Source organism: Planktothrix sp. FACHB-1365 (assembly GCF_014697575.1).
GTDB lineage: Bacteria > Cyanobacteriota > Cyanobacteriia > Cyanobacteriales > Microcoleaceae > Planktothrix.
The window spans coordinates 88,127-106,874 of record NZ_JACJSC010000014.1 but is presented as its reverse complement, the minus strand read 5'-3'; the positions used below and the strand labels follow the sequence as shown (position 1 = coordinate 106,874).

The window sequence follows — 18,748 nt, the reverse complement described above, 5'->3', positions numbered from 1 at the left end:
ACTATATGAACCGTAGAACTTTTTTAGCTTGGGTTGGTGTCGGAAGTTTAGCCAGTTTTTTTCCCTTGGTTTTAGCTATCTGTTCTAAGCCAACAACTGCTGCTAATCCCTCCACTCGTCCTGATGGTTTTATCCCAGTAGGAACAATTCAAGAACTGGATAAAAAGGGATCTCTTCTTAACTCTAAAATTCCCGCTTTAGTGATTCATAATCAGAAAAACTCACAAGATATTTTTGTCGTTAATCCCACTTGTCCCCATGCAGGTTGTGTTGTGAAATGGAAAGGAAATAAAGAAGAATTTCTATGTCCTTGTCACGGTTCTCAATTCACAGCAAACGGTCAACTGATGAAAGGCCCTGCTCATCAAGGATTAAAACCTTATATTGCTAAAGTAGAAGGAAATCTAATTTTAGTTAAACCGAGTTAAGTTAGTAAAATTATCTATAATCTCGGTTTGAAGGGACTATAGTTACAGCTTTGCTTAACGGTGGGGTGAGGGTGTCAATGTAGTGCGAGTGAAAGCTCTTGAAGACAACGACGGGTTAGCACCTTACGAGCGTCTGCATCTTCTGGCTTACGAATATCAATATTAGTCGCAAAAAAATAAACATTCTGATTCTGTTCTAAATAGCCTACATACCAACCAATATTTGGGTTTCCTTTGCTCTCCCAACCCGTTTTTGCTCGGATGGTATAATCTTGAGTTTTTTCGACAACCATGATATCTTTTACAAGGGATAGCGATCGCATAGAAAACGGTAATTCATTGCTGTAGAGACGTCGCAAGAATTGGATTTGCTCTTGAGGGGTAATTCGCAACTCTCCATCCAACCAAAAATGATCAATATTTTCGGCTTTTCCGATGGTTTTGTTACCGTAGTCTGCTTGAGTTACCCAATATTTCATCTGTTCATAACCCACACGTCTCGCTAAAATTTGATAAAACCAAACCGCAGAAACTTTGAAGGCTTCTCTCATATTTAGGTCTTGATTCCACCCCGGAATAGAGCGTTGTATTCCATCCCAAGTTAGCACTGTTTTTTCATCTGCAATCACTTGAGTTTCTAGCGCAATCAAGGAATTGAGAATTTTAAACGTAGAAGCAGGTAAGAAGGGTGTTTGATTGCGGGTGGGGTTATATTGATAGAAGTGATTACGATTGGAGTCATAAATAATAATTGAACCCTCAATTCCTAATTCTTTAAAATGACGCTCAAATTTTAATTCTAAATTATCTTTTTGAGTAATATTTTCAGAACTAGAAAGCTCGGTTTTGACAAGGGAAATTGTTGATTTAGACTGGGCTTGAGTTGTAGCCAGTAGGACACCACTAAAACTACTCAACCCCAATACAATAGCCGTTGTTTTAATAATTTTTTTAGGGTTTAAAGGGTTTCTATTTAATAACATTCTTTTGGACTCGCTATAATAACAGGGAACAGAGGGTAAAATAAAATAGAATATTAGATTAGTTTAGCATACAATCTTGACTGCGGTATAATTTTTATGGGTGAGACAACTTGATAGTTTTACAAAACCGATTAAAGTAATGTATTCTATTGTTCAGTTTAAAATAATATAGGAGTTTAAGTGTTGTGGAAGAACGAGGATATTGGTTAGCGTGGTCACAAATTAATGGGGTAGGTTCAGTTTCGATTCAACGTCTACAACACCATTTTAAAACCTTAGAAATGGCTTGGAACGCAACGGAAAAGGAGTTGATAGAAGTTGATGGATTTGGGAAACAAACCGTTGATAAAATTATTCAACAGCGATCGCAATTTAACCCCAAAGAATTCTTAGAAAAACATATTGCTAAAAACCCTTATTTTTGGACTCCTGCGGATGCCGAATATCCTCGATTATTATTAGAAATTCCGACATTTCCTCCGGTTTTATATTATCGGGGAATCGTTGAACCCCAGGAAAATCGAGGCATTACCCCGACGGTTGCTATTGTGGGAACCCGCACCCCCACAGAATATGGGCGACGCTGGACTCGTAAAATTAGTATGACTTTAGCCCGTCGAGGGTTTACCATTGTTTCGGGGCTGGCGGCGGGAATTGATACCGAAGCGCATCGCAGTTGTTTAGAAGTAGGAGGACGAACCATTGCTGCGTTAGGAACTGGGGTTGATATTATCTATCCGAAAGAAAATTTTCAACTCTGTGAACGGGTGATGAATCAAGGATTATTAATCAGTGAATATCCCTCTGGAACTAAACCGAATCCCCGCCATTTTCCCCAACGAAATCGAATTATTGCGGGGTTAAGTCGAGCAACCTTTGTGATGGAAGCTCCTCAAAAATCAGGGGCTTTAATTACGGCTCATGTTGCTAATGAATTTTGTCGAGATGTGTATGTATTGCCCGGACGTTTAGATGATGAAAAATCTCAAGGCTGTTTAAAATTAATTAATGGGGGAGCCAGTATGATTCCTGTTAATTTAGAAGAATTATTAGAGCAATTAGGAGCCATGCCACCTTTAGATGAACCTCAACAATCATCTTTGTTTAGCCTGCAACCTGAACCTGCAAAACCCTTACCTGATTTAGACCCAGAATTAACTCAAGTTTTGCAAGCTTTTTCTTCAGAACCCACTGCTTTTGATCAAATTATTGTTAATCTCAATTTAGAAGCCGGAAGCCTATCCGCAGCCTTATTACAATTAGAATTATTAGGATTAGTAGAACAATTACCGGGGATGAGGTATCGGAGAATTGATTAAAAGAGGAAAGGCTTAAATCTTGGCTACAGATCATTAATGGGTCAGTGATAGGGAGGCCCTGATAATTTCCATGACCCCTGGATAGCTATCCAGATTGCTTTTCTGTGGGCCATCCTGTCTAAAGTTCTTGGGCGTGTTAAACTTTTAGGGAGTGAAATAATGTCCTAATTCAAGTTGGAATGACTACCCTATTTTCCCCCAAAAATACGCCTCAAGAACAGAATTCGCGCGAAACAGACTGGCGGTTACTGATGCGAGTTGCTGAGTATGCAAAACGGAATCAGCGTTTATTAATTCTGTGTTTAGTTTTACTCATTCCTTTATCGCTTTGTGGTGCAGTTCAACCGATTTTAATTGGACAAGCGATTTCTTTAATTCGTCAAGAACCAGCCACTTATTCATTCCTCAAGGAAATGCCCTTATCCGATGGATTGAATCTGCTGGCGGTTGTGCTGTTACTAACAATTATCGTCCGATTTTTACTCCAAGCCATTCAAGGATATTGGGTGCAGAAAGTCGGTCAACAAATGACCACTGATATTCGCAATGATTTATTTGAACACGTTACCTCTTTAGCCGTTAGATTTTTTGATCGCACTCCTGTAGGGCGATTAATTACTCGTTTAACCAGTGATGTTGATGCTTTAGGAGATGTATTTTCCACAGGTGCAATTGGGATTATCAGTGATTTATTTTCCATTGTCGTGATTGCCATTTTAATGTTTACACTGGAATGGAAATTGGCTTTAATTTTAGTTTTAATGATGGTTCCAGTAACGGCACTAATCATTTACTTTCAAAAACAATATCGCCAAGCTAATTATAAATCCAGAGATGAGTTATCTAATCTCAATTCCCAATTGCAAGAAAATATGGTCGGGATTAGTGTTGTCCAACTCTTCCGGCGAGAGCGGTATAATTCTGAATTATTTAATGTTACAAATCATCAGTATATTAAAGCCGTTGATCAAACCATTTTTTATGATTCTGCGGTATCGGCAACTTTAGAATGGATTGCCTTAATTGCCATTGCTGTTGTGCTCTGGTTTGGGGGGAAGCAAGTTGTGGATAATCAATTGAGTTTTGGAACCTTATCCGCCTTTATTTTATACGCTCAACGATTGTTTGATCCTCTGCGACAATTTGCCGAAAAATTTACGGCTATTCAATCAGGATTTACAGCAATTGAACGGATTAATAATATTCTCAATGAACCGATTGAAATTCGAGATCTTGATCAAATTACTGCCAATCTTTCCGCCTTTAATCCTGATGAACAAAATTCTGTACAAACCGGGGAAATTCGCTTTGAAAATGTTTGGTTTGCCTATAAAAATGATGATTATGTGATCAAAAATCTCAATTTAACAATTCGTCCCGGAGAAAAAATTGCCTTAGTGGGGCCAACAGGAGCCGGAAAAAGTTCAATTATTCGGTTATTGTGTCGATTATATGAACCGAGTCAAGGACGAATTTTAGTCGATGGCATTGATATTCGAGAGTTACGTCAAGCGGAACTTCGACGCCATATTGGAGTGATTTTACAAGATGGATTTTTATTTGCTGGAGATGTTAAAAGTAATATTACCCTCGGAGAATCCTACAGCTTGGAAAAAATTAAACAAGCAGCAGAAAAAACAAATGTTGCTCAATTTATTGAACAATTACCCCAAGGCTATAATACGGAATTACGAGAACGAGGAACAAATTTATCGAGTGGTCAAAAACAACTCTTAGCTTTTGCCCGGGCGGCTATTCGTAACCCCCATATTTTAGTGTTAGATGAAGCTACGGCTAATTTAGACGTGGGAACCGAAGCGTTAATTCAAGAGGCATTAGAACGTTTGTTAATGGGGCGGACTGCAATTATTATTGCTCACCGTCTTTCAACAATTAGAAATGCGGATCGAATTTTAGTGTTAAAACGAGGTCAATTAGTTGAGTCAGGTAGTCATGATGAATTAATTCAACATAATGGTTTATATGCCAGTTTATACAACTTACAAATGCTAAAAGTCCAGGAAACAAATTAAAATAAAATAGCTTTGGTGGGCCTAGCCCACCCTACTATCCTAAAATCGGACTTTTCGTTGAATTCGATGGGAGGAAATCTCGTGCAGGGTATGAGATAGATGGACGCAGCGTTGATTCCGTGAATCTACTTTTAAGCGCCAGTAAGGAAAAGGAATTGTGTTATGGTTTCTGAAGGTAGGATTAGGCTGATCTAAGTTAGAATTCCAACAAAGATAGAGGTTTTTTCGATTTTTCTTGGCCTGACGTTCTAAATGAGCAAGGGGAAGAACAATCGGCCAAAAAATAACAGAAAATCCGATCACCACCCAAGAATCAATATGAGTCTTGGGTGTGGATTTATCTTTTAAAAAAATTCGTAGAAACACAGCGAAAACGATGAACGCCACCACTAGATAGTATTGAAACGCTAAAGTGAAAAATAACATAGTGATCAATTGGAGACAACATAAAATCCGTGTAATCCTGATGTAGATCTACTCAAAAAATAGAAGAAATCAGGAATTTCTCTCTTAAATCTATCCAAGGGAATATCTGTGATATTCTTGATCTATTTAGAGAGAAAAAATCAGGGGTGATCAGTTTTTTCAGAAATAAAGCTCTGATCTATTGTCCGAGGGAATACACAGAAGTCGCAACAAGGAAAGTGTCACTGCTTCGGAGATCATTTCTTTCAGGACGTTAGGGGTAGAATAGGGATGTCCCTGGTGTTCTTTTCCAACCCAACGATGCAAGGGAGCTAAAATATTAAGCACATAAGCACTTGCCTTTGTTTTATTGATTGATACAACAATTTCATCCGGTAAACTCTCTAATTGTTGTTCTATTTCTTCAAGTGTTAATTCCTCTAAAGCTTGATACGCTAGTGCAGAAGATTCAGGACAAAGGACATTCATAGGGGTAAACTTCAGCATTCAATATAGGTTTGAAAGTCAACCAAATTTTGCAAGAGTTTCCCCATCATCCAACTCAAAACATGACAGTAGGAATCAATATCAAGCACCCTTCTAATCTAATTCTCAATCCTTATAGAACCGATTAGTTTTCCATTAACTTAACTATTTTCTGACAACAATTGCAAGTTTTGCCAAGCTGATTGGGGATAAATTCTTAAGGGTTCAGAAAACACTTTAGCTTTTCGCTGAGAAACTTTGATACTTAATTTAACCATCCGATAAATAAACCCTTTCATTGATTTTCGAGCTTGTTGCTGTTGCCATTCATATCCCTCTTCTGTAGAAGCGTATAGAGGTGGTAGACGATTGAGTGCATAGGTTAATACGTCTATAGAATTAATGGATTGAACCAGTTCTGGTGGTAAATTGCGGAATTGGCGTTCAAGTTCTTCAAGGACTAATTCTTCCATGGCATTTCGGCAACCGAATACTGGCTCATCCTGGTGAATAGTTTTCATGGAATTAAAATCCTCCTTTAGGAATAGATTGGGTAAAGATTAAGAGACAATTTTACAGTTTGAAGCCAGAAACACATTTGACATCAACGCAAATAAAGCTCGTTCTCAATTCGGATTCCACGTTCTGTCTTGATCAGTTTTGGTGTTGGAGTGAGTAACTCCTCAATTTAATGTATGTCTACACCTGTTTTACTTATGCAGTATTGAGACTGATCCTGAATGGAACCGCATCCCCCAAATCCCCTTCTATAATGTAGTTCAGGATACAAGATATACTGAGTACCTTTGAGGTCAAGGTTGCCTTGATTCCTTAATGTTCTACTTCATATTCTTAACGAGGAATTCCGCATTATTGTTCCTGATTTTCAGCCTAAAATTTTTCTGAGATCTATTGTACCCTGCAAAATTTAAACTCCTAATTTGCTTTGTATAAAAGGCTCAATGACCCTGATCTGTGATATTAGTAAAACAGTCTAAATCATAATTGTGAAGTTTTCGGGAAGATCGGATAATACGGTTAACTTGGAGGTGTTTTTTTCCTTTGATCCGCTTATTCACCCCTCTTTCTGAAAGGGGTTTCCTGTTCTCAGTCGGTCGGTTCAATTCAATCGAATATTGAATTTCGTAATTCGTAATTTGTAATTCGTAATTTGTAATTCCCTGTTCCCTGTTCATCACTTAAATCCCTGTTGCTGGGGTTGTGAGCGGTTTATTTAACTCAATGGGAGGGGGTTCATTGGGTGCGTCTTGGGGGGGTAGATTCGGTTCGGGGGGCGGTTGTACCTCTTCAATGGGGGGTTGTACCTCTTCAACAGGGGGCTGTACCTCTTCAACGGGGGGTTGATATTCCGGTTGAGGAGTCGGAGGATTTAACCATTGTTGCCAATCTTGAATTTGAGCTTGAGCTTGGGAATAAGTGCTAGTTCCAGGGGGAATTTTCTTTAAAATCCCAATAGCCCCAGGGAGATCATAAGTGGATTGATCTAAGCCAAGTTGTAATAAACTTTGGCTCCATTGATTAATGAGTTGATCAACTTGTGAACGTAATCGGCTGGAATTCGAGACTTTATTCGCCATATTAATCGCGGCTACATAGGAATCCGGGGTTCCTGGTGCTGCTAAGGTTTCTGAATTTTGGAGATTTTCGAGATCTCGGAGTTGGGTTTTCCATTGACGAATTTTGCTATTAGCAGTGCTATATAACACAATACCGGAGGAGATTTGTTGGGCTTGGGCAATGGCCTCTGCATAATTGCCTTCGGCGGCTAACTGTTCTGTTCGATCTAAAATCGGTTGATATTCTAATCGTTGACTGCGATCTCTCCATTCCGCAATATGATTTTGGGCATTATCATATAAAGCCCGTCCTCGACCGATTTTTTGAGCTTGGGCGATGGCTTGTTTGAGAGAATCTGTATCTCCAAAACTGGCTAATTGTTCGGCCATGTCTAATAAGGGTTTATCTTCAATTTCTTCAATGCGGCGTGTCCAACTCACCATTTCAGTTTTAGCTTCCTGTCCACGGGGGTTAGAAGCGGGAATGGTTTGGACTTGGGCAATGGCCGCCCTGAGATCGTTAACACCTCCGGGTTGAGCTAATTGTCTGGCTCGTTCTAAGGTAGCCACATCTGCAATAGATCCTTGCCAATTGCTAATATACTCCTGGGCTTTTTGATAAAGGGGGCGATCTCGACCAATTTTTTGGGCTTGGGCGATCGCATCTTTTAATCCAGCAACGGTATCTAATAAAGCGGGAACATTAGCTTTAGCTAAAATAACAAAATCTTTAACATTTTCTTGTAAATTGGCACTGCTGGGAATTTTATTGGCAATATTAATCGCTTCTTGCCAATTGCCATTTTTTAGGGTTTCTTCCGCCAACGCCATAATTTTATTGCTGATGGTGGTAATTTCTTTTTGTCCAGCATCTTTTAAATAACTGTCTGGGGAAAGCTGATCAATTAACTTGGTGGCTGCCAGTAAATTGTCAACACTGCCCTGTTCAATTAAACTTCTGGCTTTTGCTAATTTTTGACTATCTTCGCGGGTAATTGCAATCCGATCTGTGAGTTCTTGATATTTAGTTGTTCCCCAATAATTATTCCCCAAATTCAATAATAATGTGGCTTCTTTAAACGCCAAATTCAACTTTTCTTGGCGCATTAAATTCTCAGTTTCCTCATAAACTTTTTCCGCTTCATCCCAAATAGAATTCCATTGGTCAATGCGTTTAGAAACTTGAGCAGCAGCTGGGGTATGTTCAGGGGTTTTTTCTGCGGCGGCAATGGCTTCTGAGAGTTGACCTGCTTGGAACATCTCCTCAGCCAAATCTAAAATATCCATTGACCATTGTTCAATTTGGCGATTAATTTCGGGACGTAGAGGATGATCTTCTGGTAAACTATTAACTAAATCAATGGCGACTAATAAATCGGCAACGGTTTGTTTATTAGCGGCAGATTCTGCACAATATAATCGTAACGAAGCAGAGGCTACAGGCCAGAAAATTTTAGGACAATTGGGTAAAGCGGGTAAACGGAACAATAGACCTACAGCTAAAACCCCAATTCCGCCGGGAACTAAAATCAACAACGCTAAGATTAGAGGAACTAAGTTAACCGGAATAGTTCTGGGGAAAACAAAACGTTTTCGTTTTTCCGGTTTCGGGGAAGATGAGGTGAGTGGGGGTTGATAAAGAACAATCTGGTTGGCTGTTCTCGCTAGTGGAGCAGAATGCGGTGCTTCAGTAGAAGTTGGGGGTTGGGTCTTCGTCACCTCCAAGTTCGTGCAAAGTTCCTTCAGCCATTCTGCACGACTTTTCCGAACCAACGAACGAATGGGAATTTGGGGAGAATTCCCGGTATCGGTCGTTTTAGGGGATTGACTTTGACTGTGTTGTTCTTGATTTTCACTCATAATTAACCCAAACAGCTTGAAGCAGACTAAGGTTTTAACCTATTCAATGGCAGGGGGGACACAAGGGGGTTCTTCGGAGTTATACCATTGTCGATACTTAAACAGCAAGGGGACGGGGGGACAAGGGGACAAGGGGACAAGGGGACAAGGGGACAAGGGGACGGGGGGACAAGGGGACAAGGGGACGGGGGGACAAGGGGACAGGGGGACAGGGGGACAGGGGGACAGGGGGACAGGGGGACAAGGGGACAAGGGGACAAGGGGACAGGGGGACAGGGGAGATGGGGGGAAGGGAGGGTAGAGGGTTAACTTCTGTAAAAACGTGGCTGGTCAAGTTCAGACCGTAGGCTCCAAGTAAATCTAACCACTGATAACTGATAACTGATAACTGATAACTGATAACGTTGCTTTAAAATAAAATTGAATTTTTTCGCACGTCTTGAGGTTCAGGTTTCATTTGTAAATCTTCAATCAGTTGGGCGAGATGGTCAGATGTTGCCTGGTACATTTCCCCACAAAATTCACATTTTGCTTCTGCACCATTGTCTTTTTCAATCATATCTTGGAGTTCTTCAGTTCCAAACATTTTTAAGGCTCCTAATGCCCGTTCAAAGGAACAATTACAATCAAATCGAACCAGTTGGGATTCAGGTAAAATCACTAATCCCATATCTCCTAATAATTCTTCAAAAATATCAGGTAAGGTTTTATGGGCTCTTAACAAGGGAGTAAACCCCGATAAGCTTTGTACACGGGATTCTAATTTAGCCACCAACTCTTCATCGATAGCCGCTTTCGGTAAGATTTGTAATAATAATCCTCCCGCAGCTTGCACTCCTTCTTTATCAACAAATACCCCTAAGACTAAAGCCGACGGAGTTTGTTCAGAGGTTGCTAAATAATGGGTAATATCATCGCCAATTTCACCCGAAATTAATTCAACGGTGCTGGTGTAAGGATAGCCATAACCCACATCTCGCACGACTCGCACATAGCCTTGAGCACCCACTGCGCCCCCGACATCTAATTTTCCCATAGAATTAGGAGGAAGTTCCACCTCTGGATTATCCACATACCCCCGTACCGTTCCATTTAACCCCGCATCTACCAAGATTCCCCCCAAGGGGCCATCGCCTTTGATGCGGATGTTGACTCTGGATTCTGCCCGTTTCATATTCGATGCTAACAGTAATCCGGCTGCCATGGTTCGCCCTAACGCTGCTGTTGCCACATAAGACAGTTTATGTCGTTGTCTTGCTTCTTCCGTCAAACGGGTGGTAATGATGCCGACTGCCCGAATTCCCCCATCTGCGGCTGTTGCCCGAATTAGTTGATCTGCCATGTTTACAGTTTTTAACAATTTGTACCTGCTCCCATTTTATCGGGTGTCAGGTCTGTGGAACAGGCATCTTGCCTGTAAAGTAGGGTTTTGAGTGTCAGTAGAAGATGATTTTGATAGAATAAATCATACCGTTATTTAAACTTGTGAAATTGTTATGCTCGGTACGTTTCAACACAGTAGTCTCCGTATTGAAGTCAATGCCAAAGAAACTGATATTCGAGACAGTTTAATGCGTCCGAGTCAGTTGCAAAAATGGTTATGGCCTCAACAATTTAATCCTGGACTTCCTGAACAATTTCAACCGGGATTAACTTTTACCAGTTCCCTTGGCCCGGTTATAATTCAACATTATGTTGATGTTGCTCAACCCAATTGTTTAAGGCTATTATTGAGTCGAGGAATTGATGGGTTTCATGAATGGTATTGGGGGGAAGGTTGGGTACAATCTCGTTTAGAAGGAATTTCTCTATTACCTTTAAATTTAGGTCAAACGATGAATTTAATGCGGTTACGGGAATTTTTAACCCATAAAAACTAACCGCCAACGGTGTTTAGGAAAGAGCCGAAAAAAAGGTTTTAATGGCTAACCCTAAAACGGTCAACATAAACAGTCGTTTAATCCAAAGATTACTCATATTAAGGGCAATTTTTGCCCCTAATATTCCTCCCATAAACATTGTTAAACTGAGGACAATTCCCAAGGGATAATTAACAATTCCGTGGGTGGTAAAAATTAAAGTAGCCACTAAGGATGAAAAGATATTAATTACTTTTGTCGTCGCCACTGCTTCAATAAAGGTTTGATGAAATAGCATGACATAACTCGCCGTTAGTAGGGTGACATAACCCCCACTAAAAAAGCCTCCATAAATTCCTAATAAAAATGTTCCTAGATATCCTAAGTTTTCTGATAACTTTGAAGCAGGTTCTGGATGAGGTTTAATTCCGGTTTGGGGATTTAAAAATACAAAAATTGCGATCGCCACCATCAACAAAGAAATGATCAACGATAGGGTATTTTTAGAAATTGTAAAAACTAAAAAAGCTCCTAAAATTGAACCTAATATTGTTAAAAAAATTAAACTCGGTAAACGCTGAGTATTCAGTTTTTTCTCTTTGATAAAGGGGATAGTTCCCCCTAAACTTAGAAAGGTTAATGCTAACATATTAGTAGCGATCGCAATGTCGGGTTCTATTCCCATTTGTAACATTACAGGGACAGTAATTAAAGACGTACAACCCGTGACCACACTAATAATTCCGGTCAAGAAAAAGACTAAAATTAGAATGGATAAAGGAAAGAAAGTGAGTAAATTCTCCATTTTATTAAAATTATTTATAAGGGTTAATCACTTTGAGACAGAATTAAGTTTAAAATATTCATTTCCTTAGAGTGAAACAGTTGATTTTCGTTAAACAAATTTTTACCGAGTTTATCCATTGAGTTTGTATTAAACACAACATAAGGAATATTTTGATAATTAGCATCAATGGGTAAGATATTATCCGCAGAAGCGAGAGAATAAACCCAGTGTCTTAGAATTTCCTGAAAGGTGGGAGGTAACAACTTGTGATGACTTAAAAAATATTCCTCTAATTCAGGAAAGGTTAAAAAAGTTTGAATGGGAAACGCATAATAGCGATCGCAACTTTTAGAAGTTTGCATAACTTGTTGAGATCGCCCTTTAACCTCTATTAAATTATAAGCTAATTCCAAAGCAAAAGGAACAAGTGTCTTAATTTGTTTGGGGGAATTTCCCTTTATTAAACTCCGCAATTGTTGAATAAAATTGCTACTTTCTAAAGCAAAAATCCGAGATAAATCAATATAATTAATTTCCCTAACCGTTTTTTCCGATAACGGAATAATCAATAAACTTCCTCGCACATAAGTTTTTTCTAAGGGGGGAAGATTCAAAAATTGATCTAAACTTTTTTCCAATTTAGATAAAATTTCCGTTCCCAAAGATAAATAAGATACTTCCTGTTCAGTTTTAGAGGTGACAGGAGGACGATAAATTTCTATTTTTTGAGCAGATAATAAATTTAATAACCCTTGGTAAATCTCCTTTAAACGTTGATCTTGACGATGCTTTTTAGATTCTTTTACAACTTCCTGATATAAAGTTACCATTGAGCCCAAAAAACTATCCCCTCCTTGTTTCACCCACTTTCCTCCAATGGGAATCATCACATAATGTTGAAATCCAATTTGACCCGATCCCACAATTCTAGTCATAATTGATGCTTTTAAAATAATCAGAATATTCAACGCACTTAAACAAGATTCTTGTAAAGAAATTTTAGCTAATTCCTGAGAGTCTGCTGGAGATAAAGGGTGATCATCTTGATCAACTTTAGGGGTAAAATAGATGGCTTTATCTGATAGATAAAACTTAATAAATTTTTCCCCTTGATCTAAACTTCCCCCACGACCTCTATAGATCACTTGAATAATTTCCATTAAATTTTGTTCAATTTGAAACCCTGGAATTTCCACTAAAATAAATCGTGTATTCGGGAAGGATAAACCGCGAGATGCGGAAGCCGTCATAAAAATAACCTTAACGCTATCCTTGAATTGTTGAATATTGGTGATTTCATCTTCGGAAAGACTCGCATGGATTTCTAAGTAATCTTCTTTTACCTCAAAGTTAGGGAGTTCCTTGGTAATTAGATCAATGAGTTTTTTAAGTTTTTCCTTATTTTGAATATAAACAATAATTTGACCTTGGTTTTGATTTAACCGTTGCAAAATATCACTTTTAATGATATCAATCATTGGGTTAATTAACGTTGAATCATCTTCGTTATTTTCTAGGTCACTGACTGAGTGAATCAAAACCTGATAATCTATTGTTAGTTGAGAAGCGGGATAGGAATTTGCATTAATTAAAGTTGCTGAATATTGATTTAAAAAATTAAAGTTATCGATCCATAAACACTGTTCTTTGGTAGGGGAAACCTGTCGGACAAAAATTTTATCTCCTTGGACATTTTGATCGGATAAATGACTTTCAACCACATCCTTTAAGGTTAAAGAAGCATCCGCAGTAATCACTTTGATATTAAACCCATAGTCAGGATTTAATAAGTCATATTCCTTAATAAAATTTATAATTCCATGTAAAAAAGCAACCCCTTCCGATGATCCGGTAATTTCATCAATCATAATAAAAATATTTTTTAACCGTTGGGAAAGTGCTTTCATTTTTTCAGGAATCACACCAGGGGGTTTTTTAGAAGAATTATAAACACTGCTAAAAATTCCCTTTAAATGTTCTAAGGTATTTCCTGATTTTGTTTCTTTTAACGATTGAATTGATGCGGTCGCAATGATATTATTGGGAAATTGATCGGGATGAATTAAACAAGTATGAATGGCTTCCGATAAACTCGCTAAAACGCCTGCTTGATTTCGCGGTTTAAATTCTAATAGCTGTTCAGAAATTTGATTAATTCTCTGAGAACAATTTAAATGATAGTCTCGTTCTAAATGAGCATTTAAAAATTCAACTTTTCCGCGTTTGAAATCTTCCGATAATTGATTATAATCATATTCAACCGCACAACCGCCTTTTTGTCCCTTTAAAATCATCGCATTGGTATTTAAACAAATAATCTGATCAGATTTTAACTTTTGGGTTGAAGGGTCTCTAAATTTTTCCACAATATCCCGATTGACTTGAATCCGAGGACTGACATAAAATAATAGTGTTCCGTCTTCTAAATGGTTTAAAATATAGTTAGCAATAGCAGTAGTTTTACCGATTCCTGGGTTTCCTGTGAGGAATAAATAAGAGATTATTGGGTCAGAAAGCGATCGCTGAATTAACGCCGCATGAGCATCTCTTAACGATAAGTTAGATTGAGTTAAATTGAGCGATCGCTGTAACGAATTAGAAATCTGATCGGCGGTATTAAAAAAATCTGATTCCGCCACATTTAACACTTCTTGATGATGAATGGCTGTAATCACATTAGGTTTTGCTTGAAGAATTTGATCAACAAATTCACCTCCATTTTTAAAGCTTCTGGCGGCGTTACTCTGAATCACCTTTAACACCTTTTTGCGGTTTTCTCTAATTTCTGAATTTCCTTTATTTTGATAAATTTTATGACAGGTTTTTAAAATATTTAAGGATTCTTTACCTGGTTTTTCATCCGTATTTAAAGAAATTCCATTAATCAGGCGATCGCTATATCCAAAACAATTAAATTTGACCGGATCATCCGATTTTAAATACTGTTCGTCTAAGAGAAACTGATAAAAACTCCAAGCATAACTACAAGCTTGAATGACTTTCACAGCTTCTTTATCCTTCGTCGCAAAAGCAGAAAAATAGCGTTCTAGTTTTTGAGAATAAACCTTGTAATTTTCCGACGATCCCGTATCAATTTCCAATCCACAAAACCGAGATTTAGATCGAATATAGTTTAACTCTTGTTTTAAGAGATCTTTGAGGGTCTCAATATTTTTAATATTTTGAATGGAATAAATAGCGGAAGTCGTAAACGTGGACAAATCTACCACTAAAATTCGATATTCGTCAAAACAACGTGTTAATAATAAGGTATCGGCTTTTAAAAATTCCCCAGTCTGTTTATATCGAGAAATATCAACATTTTTAAACCCTTGAGTTTCTAAAATTTCTCGATAAGCATCGGCTTCACTTTTTTCAATCAGATTAAAGCAGTTATTATTATAAAAATCACATTGAAAATAGAGAATCTCGATTTCTTGCGGATATCTCCATCCCGTTGCTTCTCGATATTCTCGAATAAAACTGACTCCTGATGTCCAGCCTTTTTGTAAAAACAGTTTCACCCAAATCGCAATTGTATTTCGATCCGCTTGATCTAAAATACAATTTTCATTTGCAAGTTTTTGACTGATTTGATATAAATATAATTGGCTGAGGGGAGTTCGATAAATGTCCCCGTAGGATTGTTTTAATTGAGTTTGCTTAAAATAAGTCAAAATCCCCAGGTTAAACCCAATTTCAAAGACTCGACCTAATTCTATTCCTAATTTATGACTCATAAATTGCACTCCTGACATGGGTTAAAAAGGCTAAAGTATTAAATTTAATATTTTTTTCTGAGTAAGCAAAGGTCGAAATCGTTCCAATTCCTTGATCTCCGATGAGTTGATCATAGGGATTTAGTTTTAACATAATATTATTTTTTTGGAATTCATAACTTTTTTCATAGCGGGAAAAATGAAACAATAGAATATAGTTTAAAATCGTTTGTTGTAGAGGAGATTCTGAGTCTAATAACCCTGAGATAATATCTTTTGTATGAGCATCATCATAAATATTTAACAAAGTGCTATAACAAACAACACTATTAAAAAATGATTTCTTGGGATCAATTGTTACTCCTGTAAATAAATTTAAAAATACTTTTGTTCTTTGACTGGGATCATTTGACAATTTCTTCAATTCTTCAACATCAGGAATATAGAAAGAGTCTACATTTTTGTCTTTCAAATTTAAGGCGGGGTAGGTATCCATAAACACAGGATACAGTTTAATTTCTGGTTTATCTTTTTTGAGATATTGAATCACGGTTTCCGACATAAAAAATAAAGAATCGGGATCAGTTTCTGATTGAATTAAGCCTAAACGTCTACTATAGGGTGCTTTCGCAATATATAAAAAGTGTCGATATCCTTGTTGTTCATACAATGTTGTGATCGCATCCCGAATCACGCTGGGTTTTTGATACAATTCTTCATGCTTTTGATTATCAGAAAAGGTTCTAAAGTTATTAATCTGAATCACATCGTTGGTATTCGGATCTTTTTCAATTAAAACAATCTCACCATAAATATTAGAAATCCGATGGGTTTGATCGGGTTCATTCCAAATTGCATCACTCAACCAACTGGAAACAACAATAATTGCTAATTTATCCAATTGAGGTTTGAAATCACTTTTAAATTTAAACCGTTTGGGAAGCAGAGAATAGAGGGAAGATAAGGCATTTTTGACTCGAAAGTCAAAACCTTCAGGATCAGCAACATTTAATCCTTGATCATTAGCTAAACAATCTCGTCGTAAAATATGAGTTAAAGATCGAGTTAGACTATTTAAGTATTTTTCATCTTCGCTATTATCTTCTAGGGATTTTAGGTGAAATCGGAAAATGGGAATAAATAAATTTTCATCTTTGAGGGTATTTTGACAAATATTAATACACAAGTAAGTTAATAAACTAAATACTTGACGGTAGATTCGGGCTGCGGGAGATTGAATATTGTTAAAGATAGTTTCTTTCAGTTCTTTAATGTTATAATAAACAGCAATAATTTTTTGATTTTTGAAATGGTTTTCATAGATATGATGAGCTTTAAACTTTTCTCCAGCTTGGGGATTTTCTTGAGCTTTAAAAGGTCGAATAGGATAAAATACCACAGGTAACGCTTGAATTTCATCTATATTATATCTAAGGGCGAATTGTTGTTTTTCCGCCAAGGTAAAATAACGAATATCATTAAAATTGAACGTTACTTCTAGGGAAGCTAAGGAGTTTTCACTAAGTTGATTCTCTTGAACTTCTAAATAGGCTAATGCTTCTCTAGCAGATGCTTTTGAACGAATAGGATCAGTATTTTCTAAATTAATTACAAAAAAGTTTTGATCATTAATAATATCCGTGGCTTTAGATTGTAATAAGTCTCGATGTAGACGCAACTTAACAGTTTTAGGGGAATAGGTAAGAACGCTTTTTTGTTTCAGGAAACTCTGTAAAAATATTTTTAATCGATTCAATTTTTGGCTGACGTTCCAAGACGAATTAGCGATTTTAGTTTTAATGGTTAACAAAAGATCGTTGATATCTTCCTGGGTTGAAGTATGAGATTGAAAAATCCTTAAAACGTTCTGTTCAAATGCAGAAATCGGGTTATAATCCTCATCGGGTATTTCTCCGGTTTCATCAACAGCAAAAATCAGATAATAAAGACAAGCAGTTCTTAAGACTCTACTTTTAAAACTTTTTGCTTTTCCTGTATTTTGTAAGGTTTCTCGATGTCGAGGACTGGTGGGATCAATTTCTGTGATATGATAATCTAAGGAGGATTTTTCCTGATAGGCATTAACCGCACCATTCAGTTTTAAACGCACCCCTAAATTAAATTCTTTAAAATTATCATTGTTGCGATTATAACTTTCTCCAATAACTCCTTCATAATCAGGAATAATCGGTAAAATATCAAAAGCATCCGCTTGGGAAAAAGCCGTTCTTAAATTAACAGTTTCTCCTAAATAAGTGACTTCGTAATGAGCATTATCTAAATCGGGATTATTAATATATTGAATGACAATTTTTAAACGGTTAATCAAAGCTTGTAAAAAATTTAATTCAGGAGACTCTGAACCTGAATGAGTGCTTTTCCATCCTTGCTTTAAGTATTCTAAATAATCGATTTTTAGATCTCGCAGCAGACGGGGTAATGCTTCGATATCAATAATACTTTTGAGTTTAAATAAACTGGAGTTGGGTCGAGATGATAATTCATTCAGTAACGCATTGAGTTCCTGTCTTTCCCTAGAGTTATCCTCAGTAATCGTTTCAATATAACGTTTAATATTTTCTGATAAATGTTGCTCAAAATTGCCTAAGCCTGTAAACCGAACATTCAAATGATGGGCTTTAATAATGGAATCACCGCCGGGACTACGATTCGGTGTAAAACTATTTTCTATGATTAATCGTTGGGAATTAAAAGAGTAGTTTTTTTTCAAAGGATATTGAAAAGGGAGGGAGGCTTTATCGCTATCAAATTCAGTAATATTTTGACAAATATTTCGGAGAATTTCTTGAGGTTCTTGATGTTTACAGGCTTGGTTTAACCGTTGTTTTAATAAACTGTGAATTTCTTTAATTTTAGCATAAAAATGACTATCTGATTTAAAATTAACTGTAGCCGCCCGAATTCCTGTGGTTTGAGTTAAAGGATTGAGGTTTTGGTTTTGAGTCGCTAATTTATAAGCTAGACGATACGCATCAATTAGAAGACGATTTTGATCGGGAGAAAGTTGAAAAATAGGGAAATTATTCTTGAGTTCTTGGAGAATTAAGTCCAATAACGGAATATAATCTAATTGAGCTAGGGGATCGGAGTTTTCTTTAAGAGTGTGTTGATCGCTCATTCTCAAAAAATGTCATCATTATAAAATCTGTATCTATATTACTATCTCTTGTGGGAACTGTAAAGTCTAAATTAACAGAAAAACGATTAACAAATTAGATATAATATAGAATAGAGGTTAACTTCTTGGCTAACCCTTTCTTTTGGGTTTGAT

Annotated in this window: 13 protein-coding genes; 4 read left to right on the top strand and 9 right to left on the bottom strand. The window is 37.1% G+C overall.

The window, feature by feature from the left end; genetic code table 11:
- The first annotated feature begins 5 nt into the window (after positions 1 to 5).
- Complete coding sequence (locus H6G57_RS16390; RefSeq protein ID WP_190520360.1) at positions 6 to 428, top strand: ubiquinol-cytochrome c reductase iron-sulfur subunit; 423 nt, start codon at positions 6 to 8, stop codon at positions 426 to 428.
- 74 nt (positions 429 to 502) lie between these two features.
- Here the strand turns inward: H6G57_RS16390 and blaOXA are convergent, their stop codons facing one another.
- Complete coding sequence (gene blaOXA, locus H6G57_RS16385; protein WP_190520358.1) at positions 503 to 1,411, bottom strand: class D beta-lactamase; 909 nt, start codon at positions 1,409 to 1,411, stop codon at positions 503 to 505.
- Positions 1,412 to 1,596: 185 nt separating this feature from the next.
- On the opposite strand from blaOXA, the gene dprA reads away from it, so the two are divergent.
- Together dprA and H6G57_RS16375 are read left to right on the top strand one after the other, a co-directional pair.
- Complete coding sequence (gene dprA, locus H6G57_RS16380; RefSeq protein ID WP_190520356.1) at positions 1,597 to 2,730, top strand: DNA-processing protein DprA; 1,134 nt, start codon at positions 1,597 to 1,599, stop codon at positions 2,728 to 2,730.
- A gap of 179 nt (positions 2,731 to 2,909) precedes the next feature.
- Positions 2,910 to 4,763 carry an ABC transporter ATP-binding protein gene (locus H6G57_RS16375; protein WP_190520354.1) on the top strand — a complete coding sequence of 618 codons (1,854 nt, stop codon included), beginning with the start codon at positions 2,910 to 2,912 and terminating at the stop codon, positions 4,761 to 4,763.
- 39 nt (positions 4,764 to 4,802) lie between these two features.
- Here H6G57_RS16375 and H6G57_RS16370 read toward each other — a convergent pair whose 3' ends face one another.
- The 5 genes from H6G57_RS16370 to hslO form a co-directional block, all read right to left on the bottom strand.
- The gene (locus H6G57_RS16370) at positions 4,803 to 5,189 is read right to left on the bottom strand and encodes a hypothetical protein (protein ID WP_190520352.1); all 387 of its coding nucleotides are present in this window, start codon (positions 5,187 to 5,189) and stop codon (positions 4,803 to 4,805) included.
- A gap of 159 nt (positions 5,190 to 5,348) precedes the next feature.
- Positions 5,349 to 5,675: a hypothetical protein gene (locus H6G57_RS16365; RefSeq protein WP_190520350.1), complete on the bottom strand. Its 327-nt coding sequence runs from the start codon at positions 5,673 to 5,675 to the stop codon at positions 5,349 to 5,351.
- 140 nt (positions 5,676 to 5,815) lie between these two features.
- Positions 5,816 to 6,175 carry a late competence development ComFB family protein gene (locus H6G57_RS16360; RefSeq protein WP_190520348.1) on the bottom strand — a complete coding sequence of 120 codons (360 nt, stop codon included), beginning with the start codon at positions 6,173 to 6,175 and terminating at the stop codon, positions 5,816 to 5,818.
- A 678-nt stretch (positions 6,176 to 6,853) separates the two neighbouring features.
- Positions 6,854 to 9,091 carry a hypothetical protein gene (locus H6G57_RS16355; RefSeq protein ID WP_190520346.1) on the bottom strand — a complete coding sequence of 746 codons (2,238 nt, stop codon included), beginning with the start codon at positions 9,089 to 9,091 and terminating at the stop codon, positions 6,854 to 6,856.
- A 409-nt stretch (positions 9,092 to 9,500) separates the two neighbouring features.
- Positions 9,501 to 10,433, bottom strand: a complete 933-nt coding sequence (hslO, locus tag H6G57_RS16350; protein WP_190520344.1) for an Hsp33 family molecular chaperone HslO — start codon at positions 10,431 to 10,433, stop codon at positions 9,501 to 9,503.
- 154 nt (positions 10,434 to 10,587) lie between these two features.
- On the opposite strand from hslO, the gene H6G57_RS16345 reads away from it, so the two are divergent.
- Positions 10,588 to 10,971, top strand: coding sequence for a hypothetical protein (locus H6G57_RS16345; RefSeq protein WP_190520343.1), 384 nt, complete (start codon positions 10,588 to 10,590; stop codon positions 10,969 to 10,971).
- Between the two features lie 13 nt (positions 10,972 to 10,984).
- Here H6G57_RS16345 and H6G57_RS16340 read toward each other — a convergent pair whose 3' ends face one another.
- The 3 genes from H6G57_RS16340 to H6G57_RS16330 are packed head-to-tail and all read right to left on the bottom strand — an operon-like array spanning position 10,985 to position 18,595.
- Entirely contained in the window at positions 10,985 to 11,755 is a 771-nt protein-coding gene (locus H6G57_RS16340) for a sulfite exporter TauE/SafE family protein (protein WP_190520341.1), read from the bottom strand.
- A 23-nt stretch (positions 11,756 to 11,778) separates the two neighbouring features.
- Positions 11,779 to 15,477, bottom strand: coding sequence for a helicase-related protein (locus H6G57_RS16335; RefSeq protein ID WP_190520339.1), 3,699 nt, complete (start codon positions 15,475 to 15,477; stop codon positions 11,779 to 11,781).
- On the bottom strand, positions 15,467 to 18,595 hold the full coding sequence (locus H6G57_RS16330; protein ID WP_190520337.1) for a hypothetical protein: 3,129 nt from the start codon (positions 18,593 to 18,595) through the stop codon (positions 15,467 to 15,469). The genes H6G57_RS16335 and H6G57_RS16330 overlap by 11 nt, the downstream gene beginning before the upstream one ends.
- Positions 18,596 to 18,748 lie beyond the last annotated feature (153 nt).